Here is a 19,519-nt window from a genome sequence, read left to right on the forward strand (position 1 = left end):
CTGTCTTCAGTTGTGGCATCAGTCTAGCCGGTCGCGTGCACTCAGTCAGGCATGCACTCCGGTCGCGTCTCCCGTCGCCGCGCAGGTCGAGTGCGGCAGGAAACGCGCCCGGTGGCGAGGGTCAGCGCTCGGTGGCGAGGGTCAGCGCCCGGCGAGCTCGGCCCGCACCTCATCACGCAGGCGACCGAGGTTCTCGGGTTCCGGAGCCGCTCCGAGAAGGGTCTTCGTGTACTCGTGTTGCGGGTTGAGGATGACCTCGTCGGCCGGACCTCGCTCGACCACGTCGCCCTTGTAGAGCACCATGATCTCGTCGCTGAAGTGACGGGCCGTCGCGAGGTCGTGCGTGATGTACAGGACCCCGAGGTCGTCTTCGCGCTGCAGATCGGCCAGCAGGTTCAGCACCCCGAGTCGGATCGACACGTCGAGCATCGACACCGGCTCGTCCGCGACGATGAACCGTGCGCCCGGTGCGAGCGCCCGGGCGATCGCGACGCGCTGTCGCTGACCACCCGAGAGCTCGTGCGGACGTCGGTCCGCGAAGCTCTCCCCCGGCGACAGCCGCACCCGCTCGAGGAGTTCGATCGCGCGGGCACGCACCTGCGCACCCGACAGCTTCGGGTGGTGCAGCCGGATGGGACGCTCCAGGTGATGGATGATCGAGTGGAAGGGATTGAGTGACGCGAACGGATCCTGGAACACCATCTGCACCTGCGAGCGGTATCGCTCCACCGCGCGGCCACGAGTCCCGGTCTCCCGGCCGTCGAGCAGGATCTGGCCGCTCGTCGGACTCTCGAGCTTCATGAGCATCCGGGCGATGGTGGACTTGCCCGATCCGGACTCGCCGACCAGAGCGATCGTCTTGCCGGATTCGAGAGTGAACGACACGTCCTTCACCGCATGCAGGATCGATGTCTTCACCCCCGAGCGGAGCGTGAAGTCCTTGACGAGATTGCGGGCCTCCAGAGTCGCGGTGCTCATCGGACCTCCTCCTGACTGGGCTGGTTGCCGGTGCGCACGAAATCTCCGCGCTCGCCGGTCAGACTCGGGAAGCTCGACAGCAGCTTCTTCGTGTACTCGTGCTGGGGTGTGCGGTAGATCTCCTCCGCCGTGCCCTCCTCGACGATCTGCCCCTGCAGCATCACGGCGATGCGATCGCTGATCTCGATCAGCATCGGCAGATCGTGCGTGATGAAGATCACCGCGAAGCCGAGCCTTTCGCGAAGTCGCATGATCTCTCGGATGATGCCGCGCTGCACCACGACGTCGAGTGCGGTGGTCGGCTCGTCCATGATCATGACCTGAGGATCCAGCGCGAGGGCCATGGCGATCATCATGCGCTGGCGCATGCCGCCCGAGAGCTCGTGCGGGAAGCTCGTCAATCGCGAGGGATCGACTCCGACGAGCGTGAGCAGTTCCTCTGCCCTGGCCTGCTTGTCCTTCTTCGACATGCCGGGACGATGCGTGTCGAAGATGTCGAAGATCTGCGCCCTGACGCTGATCACCGGGTTGAGCGAGTTCATCGCGCCCTGGAAGACCATCGAGATCTTGTCCCAGCGGAACGCCCGGAGCCCGTCGCCGTCGAGAGCCACCACGTCGATGTCATGACCGTCACGGTCGTGGAAGACGATCTCACCGCTGGTCATGAGCGCCGGGGCCTTGAGCAGACGATTCATCCCGTACGCGAGTGTCGTCTTGCCGCATCCGGACTCACCGGCGAGCCCGAGGATCTCACCACGGTTGAGAGTGAGAGTGACGTCGCGGACCGCCTTGACGGGCGGATCCACCTCGTATTCGATCGACACGTTGCGTGCGGTCAGCACGGCATCCGGAGCGCTCACGCGGCGACCCCCTTCGTCTTGGCGGCCTTGCGCACTCGACGCGCGGCGTCGGGTGCATTTCGCAGCTTGGGATTGATGACCTCGTCGATCGCGAAGTTGATGAGCGCGAGGCCGGCCCCGAGCAGAGCGATCATGATTCCCGGCGGGATGAACCACCACCATGCTCCTCGTCCGAGCGCCTGGCCCGACTGCGCGTCGTTGAGGATCGTGCCCCAGGTGATCGAGGAGTTCGGACCGAGGCCCAGGTACGAGAGACCGGCCTCTCCGAGGATCGCGAAGATGATCGCGAAGAGGAACTGCGCGGTGAGCAACGGGAGCAGGTTCGGCATGATCTCGACGAGGATGACGCGGAACGACCGCTCCCCCGCGACCTTCGAGGCGTAGACGTAGTCGCGGGTCCGCAGAGACCGCGTCTGCAGCCGGAGCACGTACGCCGCACCGGCCCAGGATGTGATGCCGAGCACGAACGCGACCAGCTGCCAGCTGCGCTGCGGCACGAACGAGGCGATCACCATGACGAGGGGAAGCCCCGGGATCACGATCATCACGTTCGTCAGCAGGGCGAGGGCATCCTCGCGCCATCCGCCGAGGTAGCCGGCGAGGACGCCGAAGACCAGGGACAGGATGATCGCGATGCCGCCGGCGACGACGCCGACCAGGAGCGAGCCCTGCGCCCCGATCGCGAGCTGGGCGAACATGTCGTTGCCGAGCTTGGTGGTTCCGAGCCAGTGCTCCGGCGAGGGCGGCAGCAGCGCCGGGTTGTCGGTGCTGCGCGGGTTCTGCGAGAAGATCGGTGCGATGATCGCGAACAGCACGATCGACAGCACGAGGATCGCGCCGACGACGAACTTCGGCGAGGTGATCGGGAGCACGCGACGACGCGTGCGCCCCCGTTGGGTCGCCAGTGAGATGGTGCTTGCGGGCTGGGTCGTGGGCTGATCCTTCGTGATCAGCACTGTGTTCTCGGTGTCAGACATTCTGGCGAGCCCTCGGGTCGATGAAGCCATAGACGAGGTCCATGATGAAGTTGGCGGCGAGTACCGTGATCGTGATGACGAGGAAGAGTCCCTGCATCAGCGCGTAGTCGTTGTTCGTGACCGCCTGGAACATCAGCTTGCCGATGCCCGGGTAGGTGAAGACCTGCTCCATCACGATGGAGCCGGCAACGACGAATCCGAGCGTGATCGAGAAGCCCGCGATCGACGGGATCGCCGCGTTGCGAGCGGCGTACGTCGTCATGATGCGTCGGGGACGGAGCCCCTTGGCCTCGGCCGTGAGGACGTAGTCCTCGGCCATGGTCTGCACCATCATGTTGCGCATCCCGAACATCCAGCCGCCGACCGACGAGATCACGATGGTGAGGGCGGGGAGGATCGCGTGCGAGAGCGCGTTCGTGAAGAACGCCCACGTCGGCTCGGGTCCGTCGGGGAACTCGAAGACGTCGTAGCCGCCGAAGATCGGGAACCAGCCGAGGCCGACCGCGAAGACGGAGACGAGCAGCAGCGCCATCCAGAAGTACGGGATGGACTGCAGCACGGTGGTCGCAGGGATGAGATGGTCGACCCAGGTACCGCGCTTCCACCCGGCCCAGGCGCCGAGGACGACACCGAGGATGAACGAGATGACGGTCACGGTGCCGACCAGGATGAGAGTCCAGGGCAGCGCCTGGCTGATCAGCTCGCTCACCGGCGTCGGGAACTTCGTCACCGAGACGCCCAGGTCGCCCTGGAGCATCCGCCCCCAGTATGCGATGTACTGCTCCCAGAGCGAGGAGTCGTCACCGCCGAGAAGCAGTTTGATGTTGCGGATCGTGGTCTCGGAGACCTCTCCGCCCGCTCGCTGCATCTTGGCGATCATGATGTCCGCCGGGTTCCCCGGCATGAGCCGGGGAAGCAGGAAGTTGAGTGAGATCGCGGCCCACAGCGTGAACGCGTAGAACCCGATTCTTCGTGCATAGAACTTCATGTCACAGACCTTGCTTCCTGCTCCCCCGACCCCATTTCGTTACTTGACCGGCTCGAGCTGCGTCAGGATGTACCCTGCCGCGATCGCGCCCCAGGACGGCGGGAAGGCGTAGAGGTCGTCCTCCGTCGGCCAGCCCGTGAAGTCCTTCGTGTTGTAGAAGGTCTGGGTCGCGTTGACGACCAGCGGGATGTACGGCAGGTCACGGACGATCTCGGTCTGGATCGTGGCGTACAGCTCCTTCTTCGCGGCCTCGTCGTTCGTGCTGACGGCCGACTGGATCGCCTGATCGACGACCGGGTTGCTGTAGCGGCTGAAGTTCCAGCGTCCCGCAGGAACCTCGGTGCCGACGGGAGCGGTCGACTCGACCGTCGTGCCACCGAACCAGTCGCGGTAAATCTGGAACGGGTCCGCGACGGAGGTGCCGATGACGCCTCCGACGATCAGCTGGTAGTCACCGCCCTGACGGGCGTCGGAGAACTCCTGCCACTGCACCGTCGAGGCGGTGACCTTGATGCCCGCTGCCTCGGCCTGCTCGGCGATCAGCTTGGCGGCGTCGTTGTAGTCGGTCCAGCCGTCGACCGAGATCAGGCTGAGCTCGACCGGCACGCCGTCCTTCTCGTAGATGCCGCTGGAGCCCTTCGTGTAGCCGGCCGCCTCGAGGATCGAGCCTGCCTCGGCGGCATCCGCCTCCTGCGGGCTGACCTCGTTGGCCGGGTCGGCGAGCCACTTCTCGTCGCGAGGCAGCAGCGTGAACGCCGGGGAGATGTCTCCGGTGAGCCCGACGAACGCCTTGTCCTTGATCGCGTCCCGGTCGATCGCGACGTTCAACGCCTGCCGCACCGCGACATCGGTCTGCGGGCCTGCGCAGCCCAGCTCGGCGTTCGAGCAGGTGTAGAGGACGGTCGGATCCTGAGGAGTGTTGATCCACTCGATCGCCCCGTTGCCGGTGACGTCGTCGGGGTTCGGGATGAACATGCCGGTCCAGTCGAGCTGACCTGCGGCGAGAAGGTCCTGTGCGGTCTGGTTGTTGTCGACCGCGATGTACTGGACCTTCTTGACGCCGAGATCGTCGGCGTCGCGGAAGTTCTCGTTGGCGACGAGCGTGTAGGACTCGCTCGTCGTCTTGTCGACCACGTACGCCCCTGAGCCGACCGGCTCCTCGTTGGCGAAGTTCGCGAAGTCGGTGACCTCGGCCCAGATGTGCTCGGGCAGGATGTAGGTCGAGCCGAGACGCTGGAACTCGGTCGTGTACTGGGCCGTCGCATAGGTGAGCACGACGGTCGTGTCGTCGGTCGCCTCGGCCGAGACGAGGCCGTTGCCCTCGGGGTTGTTCGCCTCGTAGGTGAAGGAGAAGGCCACGTCGGCCGCGGTGAGGGACTCGCCGTCGCTCCACTTCAGGTCGGGCTTGATGGTGATCGTGATCACCGTGCCGTCTTCGTTGTACTCGTATGAGTCGCCGATCAGTCCGACGGGTTCGGAGTCGGCCGTCTTGTTGAAGAAGAACAGCGGCTCGTAGATGGGTCCGAGCGCTCCGTGGAGCACGGTCGGGGCGAACGGGTTGTAGTTCGCGGTGATGGGAGTCTGACTGCCTGCCCAGACGCGAAGCGCGCGGTCGCCGTCGCCACCGCTCCCCTCGCTGCTGCCGCCTGCGCCACAGGCGGTCAAACCCAGGGCGAGGACGGATGCCCCCGCCACAGCGGTGAGCGCGATCTTGCGCCTTCCGTTACGGATCATTCTGTATTTCCTCTCGGTGCTGCACTGCAGGAGGGATCTCCGGATGGAGCCGGGCCCCGGATGGGACTCGTGACAGATCCCAGGGAAAGGGATTTGTTAGGACAGTAACCTAACAAATCCGTTTCGGGGCGACAAGCGTTCAGAACGCTGGTATATAACGTTTCGGCCTCAGCAACCGGGTCGTCACACAGGTGCACTAAGGGTCGCATTGACACTAAGATCGTGACGGGAGGTTAAGGTACCAATGACTCAAAGCTCGGGCATCGACGTCGCCGTGTCCACGGTGATCCTCACCCTGCGCCGCACCGCTGAAGGGTCCGCGACGCTCGCCCTGCCGCTCGTGCTCCGGACGCGCGAGCCGTTCGCCGACCAGTGGGCGCTGCCCGGCGGATGGCTCACCGTCGCCGAGTCCCCCGTCGATGCCGCCGCCCGGACCCTCGCCGAGACCACGGGTCTGACTCCGAGCTATCTCGAGCAGCTCTACGCCTTCGGCGCCGTCGACCGCTCCCCCACGCGCGTGGTGTCGATCGTGTACTGGGCGCTGCTGCGCCAGGACGATGTCGACGCGCAGAGCGCGGCCCACCGCGCATCCGGTCGAGCCCCGGAGAACGTGCGGTGGTTCGATCTCGACGACCTGCCTCCGCTCGCGTTCGACCACGCCAAGATCGTCGACTATGCGCTGTGGCGACTCCGCAGCAAGGTCGGCTACAGCCGCGTCGCACACGGATTCCTGCCCGCCGAGTTCACCCTCGCAGATCTCCGAGAAGCCTATGAGGCGATCCTCGGCAGGCATCTGGATCCGGCCAACTTCCGGCGCCAGGTCGAGTCGGCGGGCAATCTCCTCCCCACCGATCAGTTCCGCACCGGCAGCCACCGCCCCGCCCGCCTCTACCGTTACAACACCGATGTCGAGCTGGCCGATCACGGCCCCCTCGGCCCCGAGGAAACGAGCACCCGATGAGCATCACCTTTGTTCCGACGCCGTCAGTCCTTCCCGTCGACGCGTCCGTCGACCACGCGATCCAGTCGATCGTGTCGGGCACGTCGACCGATGCGACGTGCACGACCGATCTCGCCGTGGGTCCCTGGGATTTCGATTCACGTCCCGGGTACGGTCCCGGATCCTCGATGGGCGACGTCATCCCGACCGGAGCACCGCGCCAGGGCGAGCTTCCCTCGGAGTACCGCGAGGCGAGTGAAGAAGAACTCGACGAGCGCATCCGCGTGGCGAAGGCCACGCTCGGCGACCGGGCCGTCGTGCTGGGGCACTTCTATCAGCGCGAGGAGGTCGTGCGCCACGCCGACTACGTGGGCGACTCGTTCCAGCTCGCCACCGCAGCGAAGGAGCGACCGGATGCCGAGGCCATCGTGTTCTGCGGCGTGCACTTCATGGCCGAAACCGCCGATCTGCTTTCCGGTCCCGACCAGGCCGTGATACTGCCGAACCTCGCGGCCGGGTGCTCGATGGCCGACATGGCCGACATCGACCAGGTCGAGGACTGCTGGGAGCAGCTCGCCGACGTACTGGGCGACCTCGACGCGCAGGATGCCGACGGCCGGGTTCCGGTGATCCCGGTCACCTACATGAACTCCTCCGCCGCGATCAAGGGCTTCGTCGGCCGGCACGGCGGCATCGTGTGCACGTCCTCGAACGCGCAGACCGTGCTCGAGTGGGCGTTCGAGCGGGGACGTCGTGTGCTGTTCTTCCCCGACCAGCACCTCGGTCGCAACACGGCGAAGGCGATGGGGGTACCCCTCGAGCAGATGCCGATGTGGAACCCGCGCCAGGCGCTCGGCGGGTCCTCGGCATCCGACCTCGTCGACTCGCGTGTGATCCTGTGGCACGGGTTCTGCTCGGTGCACCGCCGCTTCACGGTCGCTCAGATCGATCAGGCGCGTGAGGAGCACCCCGGAGTGCGGGTCATCGTGCACCCTGAGTGTCCGATGGACGTGGTGGACGCCGCCGACGAGGCCGGATCGACCGACTACATCCGCCGAGCGATCGCCGCGGCGACCGAGCCCACGACCTTCGCGATCGGCACCGAGATCAACCTCGTGCGCCGACTGGCCGCACAGTTCCCGCAGCACGAGATCTTCTGCCTCGACCCGGTGGTCTGCCCGTGCTCGACGATGTATCGCATTCACCCCGGATATCTGGCCTGGGTGCTCGAAGAGCTCGTCGCCGGGCGCACCCCGAACCGCATCACGGTGACTGCCGACGTCGCCGATCCCGCTCGGGTCGCGCTGGAGCGGATGCTGGCCGCCAAGCCCCCGGTGACGGCGAGCGCGCGATGAACGTCGTCGTCGTCGGCTCCGGCATCGCCGGACTCACGGCGGCACTGCATGCATACGAGCGGGGTCACTCCGTGACCGTGATGACCAAGGGAGCGCTCGGTGACGGATGCACGGGATACGCGCAGGGCGGCGTGGCCGGCCTGTACGGTCCCGATGACTCCCCCGCCCTGCATGCGGCAGACACTCTGGCCGCGGCGGCGGGTCTGGCGGATGCCGCAGCGGTCGAGGTGCTCGTCGAGGGCGCAGGAGCCGGCATCGCCGAGCTGATCATGCGTGGAGTGGCCTTCGACCGCTCAGCGGACGGCATTCCTCTTCGCGGCCGGGAGGCTGCCCACAGTCGGGCCCGGATCGTGCATGCGGGTGGTGACGCCACAGGAGCCGCGATCGCGCGTGCACTCGTCTCGGCCACGCGCGCATCGGCCATCACGGTCGTGGAACAGGCGTTCCTGCTCGACCTCGTCGTGTCCGACGGCTCCGTGCGAGGCACCCGCATGCTGGTCGACGGTGTTCCGACGCATGTCGACGCGGAGGCCGTCGTGCTCGCGACCGGTGGCGCGGGTCACCTCTACGCGCACACCACGAATCCCGAAGGAACGACCGGTGACGGGATCGCCGCGGCGCTCCGCGCAGGTGCGGATGTCGCGGACCTCGAGTTCGTGCAGTTCCACCCGACGATCCTGGCGGCGGGTCCCGCGTTCCTCGTCTCAGAAGCCGTCCGGGGCGAGGGCGCGACGCTGATCGATGACGACGGACGGCGCTTCACCTTCGACAGCCACCCCGACGGAGAGCTCGCACCGCGCGACGTGGTCGCGCGGGCCATCGCCCGGTGTGCTGCGGAGCAGGGATCGCCGATGCGGCTCGATGCCACGATGCTCGGGGCCGAGACGCTGCGCGACCGATTCCCGACCATCGATCGGGTCACCAGGGAGCGCGGTTTCGACTGGGCGCACGCACCGATTCCGGTGACTCCGGCCGCGCACTATCTCATGGGGGGAATCGTCACAGACGTCGACGGGCGCACGACGATCCCCGGTCTCTTCGCCGTCGGAGAGACCGCGCGCACCGGCGTTCACGGCGCGAACCGGCTCGCCTCCAACTCCCTCCTCGAGGGTGCTGTCTTCGGCGCTCGCGCCGCCGCCGCGCTCGCGCTGCCGTGGCCCGTCGAGTCGAGGGCACGCCGCTCGACGATCGCTGCACGAGCCGCCGCACCGCAGGACGACAGCGCCGTGCCTTTCACAGACACCGTGCCGTTCACGGACACCGCTTCGTTCACCCGGGCTGCGCTACAGCGACTGATGTGGGACGACGTCGGGCTGCTGCGCACCGCTGAGGGCCTTCGCCGCGCGCGCGACACGATCGCCGTCTGGACGGCACAGCCGAGCTCCGCGCGAACCGTCGCCGATCACGAGGACGCCAACCTGCTGCTGCTCGCCGCGACGACCGCGTCCGCCGCCCTCGACCGCACCGAATCGGTGGGTTCTCACCACCTCGAAACGACCGCCGCCCCCGTTCTGGAGATCGCCTGATGCTCACCCCTGCCATCATCGCCCGCGTCGTCGGAGCGGCCCTGGAAGAGGATGCCCCCTGGGGCGATCTCACCAGCTCCGCACTGCTGCCTGCCGACACCACGGCGGTCGCCGACCTCGTCGCCCGCGAGGCGGGGGTGTTCAGCGGCGGCGACGCCTTCACGGCCGCGTTCGCGCTGACCGACCCGGCCCTCCGGATCGACGTGCACGTCGGCGACGGAGACGAGTTCTCTGCCGGCGACGTGCTCGCGTCCGTCTCGGGCAGCGCACGCAGCATCCTGACCGCCGAGCGCATCGCGCTGAACTTCACGCAGCGGATGAGCGGGATCGCCACGATGACGGCCTCCTACGTGCGCGCAGTGGCCTCGACGCGCACACGGATCGCCGACACGCGCAAGACGACCCCTGGACTCCGCGCATTCGAGCGCCACGCCGTGGTGAGCGGCGGCGGGCACAACCACCGATATTCGCTGTCCGACGCCGTCATGGCCAAGGACAACCATCTGGCGGTGCTGCAGCGCTCCGGTGCCGACCTGGCGACCGCGCTCCGCGAAGCGCTCTCGCGATTGCCGCACACGGCCCACGTCGTGGTGGAGGTCGACCGCCTGGACCAGATCGCAGCCGTGCTGGACGGCGGTGCGCACACCGTTCTGCTCGACAACTTCTCGCTCGACCAGCTGCGCGCGGGTGTCGCGGCGATCGGGGGTCGCGCCCAGGTCGAGGCATCCGGCGGAGTGACCCTCGACACCGTCGCCGACATCGCCGCGACCGGTGTCGATGTGATCTCGGTGGGGGCGCTCACCCACTCGGCGCGAGCTCTGGATCTGGGCCTGGACGTTCGGATCGACTGAACCGTGATCTACCTGGACCATGCCGCCACTGCCCCGGTGCGCCGCGAGGTGCTCGAGGCCATGACCCCGTACCTGACGAGCGTCTTCGGCAATCCGTCGAGCCATCACACGGTCGGCGAGTCCGCGGCGAGCGCTCTCGAGGACGCGCGCTCTCGGGTCGCTCGGGTGCTCGGGATGCGCACAGGCGACATCGTGTTCACCGCCGGCGGCACAGAGGCGAACAACCTCGCTGTGAAGGGCATCGTCCTGGCCGCGCTCACCCAGGGGCGCCGACATCTCGTGGTGTCGCCGATCGAGCACGAGTCGATACTCGAATCGGCCGAGTACCTGCGGCGCTTCCACGGTGTCGAGGTGAGCCGCGTGGCGGTGGACCCGCGAGGACGGATCGACTCGGAATCGCTGCGACACGCGCTGCGCGACGACACCGCTCTCGTCGCACTGGGACACGCCAACAACGAGATCGGCACGGTCCAGGACCTCCCCGGGCTCATCGCCGTCGCGCACGGGGCGAGCGTGCCGGTGCACGTGGACGCCGTGCAATCGGCGGGGTGGCTGTCTCTGGCGGGATCGGGAGCGGATGCCATCGCGATCGCCGGGCACAAGCTCGGTACCCCCAAGGGCATCGGCGCCCTCGGCGTGCGCGGCCGCGTGCCGATGGAGGCGTTGCTGCACGGTGGTGGGCAGGAACGGGGACGCCGCTCCGGCACGGAGAACGTCGCGGGGGCGGTGGGGCTGGCGACCGCGCTCGAGCTCGCCGAGGCGGAGCGGGAGGCGATCGCCGCCCGCGTGGGAGCGGCGACGCAGCGCTTCATCGGCGCCGTGCGAACGCTCGTGCCCGATGCAGAGCTCACGGGAGATCCGCGCGACCGCCTTCCCGGTACGGCGTCGTTCACGTTCGCCGGGGTCAGCGGCGAGGCGGTGCTGTTGGAGCTCGAGCGGAGGGGCGTCGTGTCGTCGAGCGGCTCCGCGTGCGCTGCCGGCAGTGACGAGCCGTCGCACGTACTGCTCGCATGCGGCATCGATCCGCGGGTCGCCCAGACCTCGGTGCGCTTCACCTTCGGACGCGAAACCCTCGCGGACGACGCCCCCGAGCGCCTCGCGTCACTCGTCGCCGACTCTGTCCGCAGCGTCGGCGACATGTGAGAGTCCCCGCGCGCCCTGCGACGACACCCCAGCCATAGAATCGGCTCGTGACCGCTGCATCCCCCCTCGTGACCGTGATCGTTCCCGGCCGCGACATCGCCGCCTTCGCACCGGACGCCCTCGACTCGCTCCGCGCCCAGACCGAGCAGCGGTGGCGCGCTATCCTCGTCGACGACGGCTCGAGCGACGACACCGGCGCGATCTTCCGCGCCGCGGCCGCGGAGGATCCCCGATTCCGACACATCGCGCACGAGGCGTCCCGCGGACTCGGCGCGGCGCGCAACGTCGCACTGGATCTCGTGGACACCGAGCTCGTCGGATTCCTCGACGGCGACGACGAGCTGACGCCCACCGCTCTCGAGAGGCTCACGGGCACACTCGCCGAGTCCGGCAGCGACTTCGTCGCGGGCGCCTATGTGCGCACACGGTACGACGGCGGGCGGTACGCCGCGGGTCGGGTGCAGCCGTGGGTGTCGGCCGCCACGGATCCGGAGCGCCGCGGCACGACGATCCACGAGCATCCGCATGCCAGCTCGAACATCGTCGCGTGGTCGAAGATCAGTCGCCTCGACCTCTGGACCGATCTCCGCTTCCCCGAGGGCGTCGCCTACGAGGACCAGCTCGTCGCCCAGACGATGTACACGCGCGCCCGGGCCTTCGACGTCATCCCCGACGTCGTGGTGCGGTGGCGGCTGCGGGCCGACGGCACGTCGATCACGCAGGGAAAGGCCCGGCTCCCCGTGCTGCGCGACTACATCGAAGCGCTCCGCGGCGGCCTCCGGGTACTGCACGAAGCGGGTGCGGCCGAGGCCGTCAGCGCCCGGCTCGAACTGATCCTCGCCATGGACGTCCCCCCGCTGATCGACATCGCGGGAACGCACCCCGACCCCGAGTACGCAACGCTCGTGTCGTCCTTCGTCGCAGAGCTCGAGGCCTTGCCGGAGTACTCGCGCGCCCACCCCGACCCGACGATCGCCGCCGCGCTGGCCTGGTGAGAGAAAGGCCCAGGAGCCTGATGAACGACGATCACATACCCGACTCGCAGCGCACGAACGACTACCTCGCCGGGCTCTTCTCACTCGCGGGCCGGACCGCAGCGATCACGGGTGGCAGCTCGGGGATCGGCCGCGGCATCGCGACGGCACTCGCCAGGGCGGGCGCGGCGACCGTGATCGTCGCGCGGGGCGAGTCGCGGATCGCCGAGACCGTGCGGGAGCTCACGGACGCCGGGTGCACCGCGGCCGGCGTCGTCGGCGACCTCGGCACGCGCGCCGGCATCCATGCCGTGGCGGAAGCGCTCGCCTCCCCCTACGGTGAGCCGGACATCATCGTGCACTCGGCAGGCATCAACATCCGCCCGCCGTTCGCCGAGATCACCGAGGCGGACTGGGATGCGACCATGACCGTGAACGCGCTCGCGCCTTTCCTTCTCGGCCAGCGGTTCGCGACCGGCATGGCGGAGCGCGGCTACGGGCGACTGATCCACATCACCTCGCAGCAGGCGCACCGCGCGTTCGTCGGCAGCGGTGTGTACGGCGCCTCCAAGGGCGCTGTCGAGTCGCTCATGCGCTCCGAGGCCGAAGCGTGGGGCGGTACCGGGGTGACGAGCAACTCGCTGGTGCCGGGCTTCGTGCTGACGCCGCTGAACGCGCGGCTGCAGGAGGATCCGGCGCAGATCTCCGCTCTCGCCGCACGGACGATGATCGGCCGGAACGGCGTCCCCGCCGACTTCGCGAGCGCTGCCGTCTTTCTCGCCGGCGCCGGCTCGTCCTATGTGACGGGGCAGTCGATCTTCATCGACGGCGGCATGTCAGTGCATTGACCGTCGGAATCCCGCCTTCGCGGGCGATGAGATACCGCTGATCACGCCTCCGCTGGGTAGACCCGCTCGTCGGGTCGCGATGAATCGAGCAACGGAACAGGTGCGGTGAGCGCCGCGACGGCATCGGCACCCGCCGAGTCAGCGGGGGCTCGGTCGGCGCGGCGGTGCGAGAGCGCGGCCGCCACTCCCCCGGTGACCGCGTCTTCGATCACGGCCTCCGTCTCGATCACGCGCGACGCGGCGACCTGCTGCGCGGCGAGCTCGGCATAGAGCCCTCCCCGAGCGAGGAGCTGCGCATGCGTCCCCGACTCGACGATCTGCCCCGCTTCGAGCACGTGGATGGTGTCGGCACCGATCACCGTCGAGAGGCGGTGGGCGATGGTCAGAGTCGTGCGTCCCTTCGCGGCCTCGTCGAGGGCTTCCTGCACCACCCGCTCCGACACGGTGTCCAGAGCGGAGGTCGCCTCGTCGAGCAGCAGCACCGGCGGATCCTTGAGCAGCACGCGCGCGATCGCGATGCGCTGCTTCTCCCCGCCGGAGAGCCGGTAGCCTCGCTCGCCGACCACGGTGTCGTAGCCGTCTTCGAAACCCGCGATGATGTGGTGGATGTTCGCCGCGATGCAGGCCGCGATCATCTCCTTCTCGGTCGCGCCGGGCTTGGCGTAGAGCAGGTTCTCGCGGATCGTGGCGTGGAACAGATACGTCTCCTGAGACACGATCCCGACGTTGTCGATGATCGACTCCTGTGTGAGTGCGCGCACGTCTTCGCCGGCGAACAGAACGGCCCCGCCGCGAGCCTCGTACAGCCGTGGAGCGAGATAGAGGACGGTAGTCTTGCCCGCGCCGGACGGGCCGACGAACGCGACGTGCCGGCCTGGTTCGGCGACGAACGACACGCCCTGCAACGTGGCCCGAGACTCCGGCGCGGCGTCGGGATACCGGAAGACCACGTCGCGGAACTCGATGCGGCCGCGTGGCCCGGGCGCCTCGTCGACCGAGACGGCATCCGGTGCGTCGCGGATCTCGGGGACCAGGTCGAGGTACTCGAAGATCCGGGCGAACAGGGCGGAGGAGGTCTGCAGATCGAGCGACACACGCATCAGGCCCATGAGCGGCTGCAGGAGCCGTGCCTGGACCGTCGTGAACGCGACGACCGTTCCCGCCGTGATGGCCCCGGTCCCGCCCGCGATCAGGTAGCCGGAGACGAGGTAGATGACCGCCGGGACGCTCGCCATGAGCACCTGGACGACCGCGAAGAAGCCCTGACCGCTCATCGCCCGCCGCACCTGCAGAGTCACCTGGTTGCGGTTCTCGGCCTGATAGCGGGCGGACTCGGTGCGCTGCCGGTTGAACGCCTTCGAGAGCAGCATCCCCGACACGCTCAGAGTCTCCTGCGTGATCGACGTGAGTTCGGAGAGCGACTCCTGCGTCTCGCCCGCGATGCGCGCCCGCACCTGCCCGACGCGCCGCTGCACGATGATGAGAAAGGGCATCAGGACGACCGCGATCAGCGTGAGGCGCCAGTCGATCAGGATCATCGCGACGAGCGAGGCGATGACCGTGACGACGTTGCCGAGGATGCTGGTGACGGTGTTCGTCAGCACCCCGGAGACCCCGCCGACGTCGTTCTGGAGCCTCGACTGGATGACTCCCGTCTTCGTGCGGGTGAAGAACCCGAGCTCCATCGCCTGGAGATGCTCGAACAGTCGGACTCGCAGGTCGCCGGTCACGCTGTTTCCGACGGTCGATGTGAGCCAGGTCTGCGCCACTCCGAGGACCGCGGAGAGCAGGAAGAAGACGACCATCGCCGAGACCAGCCAGATCAGAGGCTGCAGTTGCGGGCCCCCGCCGTCGACCGGGAAGAGCGCGTCGTCGAAGATGCGCTGGACGATCAGGGGCGGGATCACCGCGATGCCCGCGCCGAGCACGACCAGGATGCCCGTGACGACGATGCGCCATTTATAGGGCCGGAAGAGTGCGATCACCCTCGCGCCGAGTCCGCTGATCCGAGGCGCATCGGCATTCAGCCGACGCTGCGTGTCCTCGTCCATGCGGCGGAACCCGCCATGCATCCCACCCATGCTCATCCAGTCAGCGTAACCAGGGCATCGGACGCCGCGGGTCGATCCGCGCGATCCGGCTCCGCCGAGAGCGGATTCGACCGAATCCGGAATGAAATGTCCGAACCTGTGGTTACGCTGAATGTTCCTCGCGCACTCGCGCGCTCCCTCCCTCTTTCTTCTGTGCCTAGGAGGCCGCATGTCTGCCGTCGACACCGGTTCGATCACCACGCCCCCCACCACGGCTCCCGGCGAGATCCCCCGCAGCGACATGCGCGTGATCTGGCTGCTGCTGGTGGCGGCGTTCGTCGCGATCCTCAACGAGACGACCATGGGGATCGCGATCCCGCATCTCAACACCGACCTCGGTATCCCGCCGGAGCTCGGACAGTGGCTCACGAGCGCGTTCATGCTCACGATGGCCGTCGTGATCCCGACCACCGGCTTCATCCTCCAGCGGTTCACCACCCGCCAGGTCTTCATCGCGGCGATGACGGCGTTCTCAGCGGGCACGCTCGTGGCGATGGTCGCTCCCGGCTTCGAGGTCCTTCTCGCCGGCCGCGTGATCCAGGCGGCCGGCACCGGAATCATGATGCCGCTGCTCATGACCACGATCATGAACGTGGTTCCGCCGCAGTCGCGCGGTCGCATGATGGGCCGCGTCGGTCTGGTCATCTCCCTCGCTCCCGCCATCGGCCCGACGCTCGCGGGCGCCGTTCTCGAGACGCTCAACTGGCGCGCGCTGTTCGCCGTCGTGCTGCCGATCGCGATCGTGTCGCTGCTGATGGGTGCCAAGTGGATGACGAACCTCGGCGAGACCCGCGCCGTGCCGCTCGATGTGATCTCGATCCCCCTCGCTGCGCTCGGCTTCGGCGGCATCGTCTTCGGTCTGAGCCAGTTCGGCGGGCACGGAGGGTCCGGCGAGGTCGTCGGTATCAGCTCGCTGATCCTCGGCGCCGTGGCTCTGGCACTCTTCGTATGGCGTCAGCTCGTGCTGCAGCGGGTCGACGACGCGCTGCTCGATCTCCGCGTCTTCCGTTCGGTGAACTTCACCTTCTCGGTCATCATCATGACGATCCTCGCCCTGTCGATGTTCGGCACACTGACTCTGCTCCCGCAGTACCTGCAGAACGTCGCCGGGCTCAACGCCCTCCAGTCGGGACTCATCCTGCTGCCCGGTTCCGTTCTGATGGGCCTCCTGGGTCCGATCATGGGTCGCGTGTACGACGCACGCGGCACTCGTCCGCTCCTGATCCCTGGGACGATCCTCGTGTCGGCGGCGCTGTTCTACTACTCGACCGTCGGCGAGCACACCGTCTGGTGGGTGCTCATCATCGTGCAGGCGGTCATGTCCGTCGGCCTCGCGATGTCCTTCACGCCCCTGTTCTCGGCGTCGCTCGGTTCGCTCCAGCGCTCGCTCTACTCGCACGGCTCCGCGGTGCTCAACACGCTCCAGCAGGTGGGCGGCGCAGCCGGAGTGGCGGTGCTCACCGTGACTTACTCGGCGATCCTGCACGCAGGCGAGGCCGAGGGCCTCGAGACGGCTGCCGCGGGAGCACCCGGCGCGCGCATGGCATTCCTCATCGCGGCGATCATCTCGCTCGCCGCGGTCGCACTGAGTGCGTTCGTGCGCAAGCCGGCCGATGACGTCGCGGCGGGCATGCACGCCGGTCACTGATCGCCGTGACGGCGGCGTCTGACTCTTACTGCGTCTTGGGCGCGGGGATGTGGCAGACGCCGCCGCTGCAGTACCCGACGGAGTCGTGCTCGAGCAGGTTCAGAGCTTCCGGAATCGGCTGGAGCACGACGGGTGCATCCTGCTCGACGGAGTCCTGTGTCTTGGCCATCCCTCGATGCTACGCCTGATGCACGTGGGTGGCGTCGAAATCGACACGCCGACCGACAGCGAAACGACAGGCGTGCTCCCCTACGGTTGACGGGTGCTCAAACGACTCGTCGCCCGACTGTATTGGACGCTCAGCCGCTGGACCCTCACGGCCGAGGGAACACCGACACGGCCGACGATCCTNCAGACGCCGCCGCTGCAGTACCCGACGGAGTCGTGCTCGAGCAGGTTCAGAGCTTCCGGAATCGGCTGGAGCACGACGGGTGCATCCTGCTCGACGGAGTCCTGTGTCTTGGCCATCCCTCGATGCTACGCCTGATGCACGTGGGTGGCGTCGAAATCGACACGCCGACCGACAGCGAAACGACAGGCGTGCTCCCCTACGGTTGACGGGTGCTCAAACGACTCGTCGCCCGACTGTATTGGACGCTCAGCCGCTGGACCCTCACGGCCGAGGGAACACCGACACGGCCGACGATCCTGATCGGTGCGCCCCACACCTCCAACTGGGACTTCGTCCTGATGCTCGCCATCGCCTGGCGCCTGCGCATCGAGGTGCATTGGCTCGGCAAGAGCAGCCTCTTCCGCGGCTGGCGGGGTCCGATCATGCGGGGCCTCGGAGGCATCCCCGTGGATCGATCCGACCCCGCTCGAGTCGTCAACGATGTGGTGGCGCAGGTCCATTCGGGCACTGTCTTCGGTCTGGTGATCACTCCCGACGGCACCCGGGGCGGCAACGACTACTGGAAGTCGGGGTTCTACCGCATCGCGCGCGAGACCGGGATGCCGGTCACGCTCGGTTTCGTCGACAGGACGACCATGAGGACCGGGCTCGGCCCCACTCTCGATCTCACGGGCGACGTCTCGGCCGACATGGACCGGATCCGCGCGTTCTACGCCGACAAGGCGGGGCTGCGCCCGGAACGACGCACGGTTCCCCGCCTGCGCGAGGAGAAGGCGGCCGACGGTCGCTGACCCACGGGAGCGTCGACGCTCCGGTCAGTCGGTGGTCTCGTGCTCGATCTCCGCGCGTGTCTCGGAGCGGGCGTAGTCGAGATCGTCGTCCGAAAGCGTCTCGGCCATGCCGACCACCGCTCCCGTGATCGTGCGGATCTCTTCGCGCGCCTTCTCACCGAGATGGGGTGCTGCATCGCTGAGCACCTCGACACGAGCCTCGAGCGACAGCTCCGACCACCAGTCACGGATCGGGGGAAGCGTCATCTCGGTCTCCTCCGGGGCGGCTGCGCAAGTGGCTGGACAGGATCGGAGCCCGCCCGGGAGACTGGGCGGATGAGACCTGATGACCGCCCCGCTCCGTCTGCCGAGCGCGACGATCGCCTCGACGGGCGAGACGAGACGCGCAACGAGCGCGCCGATCGCAATTGGGAGGAGCTCCTGCAGGAGCTGCGTGTCATGCAGACCGGCACGCAGATCCTCACCGGATTCCTGCTCGCCGTCGCATTCACGCCGCGCTTCGAAGACATGGATGAGTTCCAGCGCGATGTGTACGTGGTGCTCGTCGCTCTGGCAGCGCTGGCGACGATCCTCGCGCTCGCACCCGTGGGTATGCACCGGGCGCTGTTCGGCAGCAGCCGCAAGCCCGAACTGGTTCGGGTGGCGGCACGCATCGTGAAGATCGATCTCGTGGCGATCTCCGCGCTGACGATCGGCGTGACGACTCTCATCATCGACTTCACCGTGAACAGGGCGGCGGGGCTCATCGCTCTCGTGTCCTCCCTGATCGGGGTCCTGCTGCTCTGGCTCGTACTCCCGAAGCTGGTGCACCGCGAGGCCGAACGGGGGCGGCGGGAGGCCGGTCGCAACTGACCTCCCGCAGCACCGCGTGCGTCAGCGACCCGCCGGACTCCGATTCTCGGCGCTGACCATCCACGCGAACTGCTCGAGACTCTCGATGACGGCGTGCAGGATGTCGGCAGAAGTCGGATCCTCGTCGTCGACGGCATCATGGACCTCGCGGATCGTGCCGACCACTCCGTCGAGGCGCGCGGTGATCAGATCGATCGTGTCGGTGGTCGAGACCTCACCCGCGGGGAAGGCGGGAAGCGATGTGGTCTCGACGATCGTATCCGTGCGACCGTCAGGCACTGCGTGCAGCGCGCGCATCCGCTCGGCGACCGTGTCGCTGAAGGTGCGCGCGGCATCGATGATCTCATCGAGTTGACGATGCGTGTCTCGGAAGTTGCGGCCGACCACGTTCCAGTGCGCCTGCTTGCCCTGGAGCGAGAGCTCGATCAGATCGACGAGCACGATCTGGAGGTTGGCCGCCAGAGTCGTGGAGGCGGTGAAGCCCTTCTCGGCGTTCTGCCGCCTGGTCGTCTTCGCTCCGCGCTTCGATGCGCCGGCGGCCTTGGTCTTCGTGTTCTCAGCCATGACTGTCCTCCTCGTGTCGACTTGCGACCGTACCGCCGCAGGGTCGAC

19 protein-coding genes are annotated in these 19,519 nt (G+C 67.8%); 10 read left to right on the forward strand and 9 right to left on the reverse strand.

Annotated features, from left to right (window positions below; translation table 11 throughout):
* Positions 1 to 141 precede the first annotated feature (141 nt).
* The 5 genes from IXW21_RS13415 to IXW21_RS13435 are packed head-to-tail and all read right to left on the reverse strand — an operon-like array spanning position 142 to position 5,537.
* Entirely contained in the window at positions 142 to 978 is an 837-nt protein-coding gene (locus IXW21_RS13415; RefSeq protein ID WP_194764754.1) for an ABC transporter ATP-binding protein, read from the reverse strand.
* Complete coding sequence (locus tag IXW21_RS13420; RefSeq protein WP_323742253.1) at positions 975 to 1,838, reverse strand: ABC transporter ATP-binding protein; 864 nt, start codon at positions 1,836 to 1,838, stop codon at positions 975 to 977. Before IXW21_RS13420 ends, IXW21_RS13415 begins: the two co-directional genes overlap by 4 nt.
* Entirely contained in the window at positions 1,835 to 2,815 is a 981-nt protein-coding gene (locus IXW21_RS13425) for an ABC transporter permease (protein WP_194764755.1), read from the reverse strand. The genes IXW21_RS13420 and IXW21_RS13425 overlap by 4 nt, the downstream gene beginning before the upstream one ends.
* Complete coding sequence (locus IXW21_RS13430) at positions 2,808 to 3,803, reverse strand: ABC transporter permease (RefSeq protein WP_194764756.1); 996 nt, start codon at positions 3,801 to 3,803, stop codon at positions 2,808 to 2,810. The genes IXW21_RS13425 and IXW21_RS13430 overlap by 8 nt, the downstream gene beginning before the upstream one ends.
* Before the next feature lie 39 nt (positions 3,804 to 3,842).
* On the reverse strand, positions 3,843 to 5,537 hold the full coding sequence (locus tag IXW21_RS13435; RefSeq protein ID WP_194764757.1) for an ABC transporter substrate-binding protein: 1,695 nt from the start codon (positions 5,535 to 5,537) through the stop codon (positions 3,843 to 3,845).
* A gap of 244 nt (positions 5,538 to 5,781) precedes the next feature.
* On the opposite strand from IXW21_RS13435, the gene IXW21_RS13440 reads away from it, so the two are divergent.
* The 7 genes from IXW21_RS13440 to IXW21_RS13470 are packed head-to-tail and all read left to right on the forward strand — an operon-like array spanning position 5,782 to position 13,174.
* The gene (locus IXW21_RS13440) at positions 5,782 to 6,498 is read left to right on the forward strand and encodes an NUDIX hydrolase (protein WP_194764758.1); all 717 of its coding nucleotides are present in this window, start codon (positions 5,782 to 5,784) and stop codon (positions 6,496 to 6,498) included.
* Entirely contained in the window at positions 6,495 to 7,832 is a 1,338-nt protein-coding gene (gene nadA, locus IXW21_RS13445; RefSeq protein WP_194764759.1) for a quinolinate synthase NadA, read from the forward strand. The genes IXW21_RS13440 and nadA overlap by 4 nt, the downstream gene beginning before the upstream one ends.
* Positions 7,829 to 9,358: an L-aspartate oxidase gene (gene nadB, locus IXW21_RS13450; RefSeq protein ID WP_194764760.1), complete on the forward strand. Its 1,530-nt coding sequence runs from the start codon at positions 7,829 to 7,831 to the stop codon at positions 9,356 to 9,358. The genes nadA and nadB overlap by 4 nt, the downstream gene beginning before the upstream one ends.
* Positions 9,358 to 10,209 (forward strand): carboxylating nicotinate-nucleotide diphosphorylase, encoded by an 852-nt coding sequence (gene nadC / locus IXW21_RS13455; RefSeq protein WP_194764761.1) that lies wholly within the window; start codon positions 9,358 to 9,360, stop codon positions 10,207 to 10,209. Before nadB ends, nadC begins: the two co-directional genes overlap by 1 nt.
* 3 nt (positions 10,210 to 10,212) lie before the next feature.
* Positions 10,213 to 11,352, forward strand: coding sequence for a cysteine desulfurase family protein (locus tag IXW21_RS13460; protein ID WP_194764762.1), 1,140 nt, complete (start codon positions 10,213 to 10,215; stop codon positions 11,350 to 11,352).
* 47 nt (positions 11,353 to 11,399) lie between these two features.
* Positions 11,400 to 12,347, forward strand: coding sequence for a glycosyltransferase family 2 protein (locus IXW21_RS13465; RefSeq protein WP_194764763.1), 948 nt, complete (start codon positions 11,400 to 11,402; stop codon positions 12,345 to 12,347).
* 20 nt (positions 12,348 to 12,367) lie between these two features.
* The gene (locus IXW21_RS13470) at positions 12,368 to 13,174 is read left to right on the forward strand and encodes an SDR family NAD(P)-dependent oxidoreductase (protein WP_194764764.1); all 807 of its coding nucleotides are present in this window, start codon (positions 12,368 to 12,370) and stop codon (positions 13,172 to 13,174) included.
* Between the two features lie 41 nt (positions 13,175 to 13,215).
* Here IXW21_RS13470 and IXW21_RS13475 read toward each other — a convergent pair whose 3' ends face one another.
* Positions 13,216 to 15,255, reverse strand: coding sequence for an ABC transporter ATP-binding protein (locus tag IXW21_RS13475; protein ID WP_194764847.1), 2,040 nt, complete (start codon positions 15,253 to 15,255; stop codon positions 13,216 to 13,218).
* 178 nt (positions 15,256 to 15,433) lie between these two features.
* Between IXW21_RS13475 and IXW21_RS13480 the strand changes: the two genes are divergently transcribed.
* Positions 15,434 to 16,912 (forward strand): DHA2 family efflux MFS transporter permease subunit, encoded by a 1,479-nt coding sequence (locus IXW21_RS13480; RefSeq protein ID WP_194764765.1) that lies wholly within the window; start codon positions 15,434 to 15,436, stop codon positions 16,910 to 16,912.
* A gap of 25 nt (positions 16,913 to 16,937) precedes the next feature.
* Here IXW21_RS13480 and IXW21_RS13485 read toward each other — a convergent pair whose 3' ends face one another.
* Positions 16,938 to 17,081, reverse strand: a complete 144-nt coding sequence (locus IXW21_RS13485; RefSeq protein ID WP_194764766.1) for a hypothetical protein — start codon at positions 17,079 to 17,081, stop codon at positions 16,938 to 16,940.
* A 392-nt stretch (positions 17,082 to 17,473) separates the two neighbouring features.
* On the opposite strand from IXW21_RS13485, the gene IXW21_RS13495 reads away from it, so the two are divergent.
* Positions 17,474 to 18,055, forward strand: a complete 582-nt coding sequence (locus IXW21_RS13495) for a 1-acyl-sn-glycerol-3-phosphate acyltransferase (RefSeq protein WP_194764768.1) — start codon at positions 17,474 to 17,476, stop codon at positions 18,053 to 18,055.
* A gap of 24 nt (positions 18,056 to 18,079) precedes the next feature.
* Here the strand turns inward: IXW21_RS13495 and IXW21_RS13500 are convergent, their stop codons facing one another.
* Positions 18,080 to 18,301 (reverse strand): hypothetical protein, encoded by a 222-nt coding sequence (locus IXW21_RS13500; RefSeq protein ID WP_194764769.1) that lies wholly within the window; start codon positions 18,299 to 18,301, stop codon positions 18,080 to 18,082.
* Positions 18,302 to 18,370: 69 nt separating this feature from the next.
* On the opposite strand from IXW21_RS13500, the gene IXW21_RS13505 reads away from it, so the two are divergent.
* Positions 18,371 to 18,907: a DUF6328 family protein gene (locus IXW21_RS13505; RefSeq protein WP_194764770.1), complete on the forward strand. Its 537-nt coding sequence runs from the start codon at positions 18,371 to 18,373 to the stop codon at positions 18,905 to 18,907.
* Between the two features lie 21 nt (positions 18,908 to 18,928).
* On the opposite strand, the gene IXW21_RS13510 is transcribed toward IXW21_RS13505, so the two are convergent.
* On the reverse strand, positions 18,929 to 19,471 hold the full coding sequence (locus IXW21_RS13510) for a Dps family protein (protein ID WP_194764771.1): 543 nt from the start codon (positions 19,469 to 19,471) through the stop codon (positions 18,929 to 18,931).
* Positions 19,472 to 19,519: the final 48 nt, after the last annotated feature.

It is taken from the genome of Microbacterium sp. UFMG61, assembly GCF_015354505.1.
In the GTDB taxonomy this organism is placed as follows: Bacteria; Actinomycetota; Actinomycetes; order Actinomycetales; family Microbacteriaceae; genus Microbacterium.

Coding starts and splice junctions, on each gene's coding strand:
- IXW21_RS13425 (WP_194764755.1), bottom strand. CDS start 2,815: ATGTCTGACACCGAGAACACAGTGCTGATCACGAAGGATCAGCCCACG.
- nadB (WP_194764760.1), top strand. CDS start 7,829: ATGAACGTCGTCGTCGTCGGCTCCGGCATCGCCGGACTCACGGCGGCA.
- IXW21_RS13475 (WP_194764847.1), bottom strand. CDS start 15,255: ATGGGTGGGATGCATGGCGGGTTCCGCCGCATGGACGAGGACACGCAG.
- IXW21_RS13510 (WP_194764771.1), bottom strand. CDS start 19,471: ATGGCTGAGAACACGAAGACCAAGGCCGCCGGCGCATCGAAGCGCGGA.
- IXW21_RS13415 (WP_194764754.1), bottom strand. CDS start 978: ATGAGCACCGCGACTCTGGAGGCCCGCAATCTCGTCAAGGACTTCACG.
- IXW21_RS13505 (WP_194764770.1), top strand. CDS start 18,371: ATGAGACCTGATGACCGCCCCGCTCCGTCTGCCGAGCGCGACGATCGC.
- IXW21_RS13485 (WP_194764766.1), bottom strand. CDS start 17,081: ATGGCCAAGACACAGGACTCCGTCGAGCAGGATGCACCCGTCGTGCTC.
- nadC (WP_194764761.1), top strand. CDS start 9,358: ATGCTCACCCCTGCCATCATCGCCCGCGTCGTCGGAGCGGCCCTGGAA.
- IXW21_RS13470 (WP_194764764.1), top strand. CDS start 12,368: ATGAACGACGATCACATACCCGACTCGCAGCGCACGAACGACTACCTC.
- IXW21_RS13435 (WP_194764757.1), bottom strand. CDS start 5,537: ATGATCCGTAACGGAAGGCGCAAGATCGCGCTCACCGCTGTGGCGGGG.
- IXW21_RS13500 (WP_194764769.1), bottom strand. CDS start 18,301: ATGACGCTTCCCCCGATCCGTGACTGGTGGTCGGAGCTGTCGCTCGAG.
- nadA (WP_194764759.1), top strand. CDS start 6,495: ATGAGCATCACCTTTGTTCCGACGCCGTCAGTCCTTCCCGTCGACGCG.
- IXW21_RS13440 (WP_194764758.1), top strand. CDS start 5,782: ATGACTCAAAGCTCGGGCATCGACGTCGCCGTGTCCACGGTGATCCTC.
- IXW21_RS13430 (WP_194764756.1), bottom strand. CDS start 3,803: ATGAAGTTCTATGCACGAAGAATCGGGTTCTACGCGTTCACGCTGTGG.
- IXW21_RS13480 (WP_194764765.1), top strand. CDS start 15,434: ATGTCTGCCGTCGACACCGGTTCGATCACCACGCCCCCCACCACGGCT.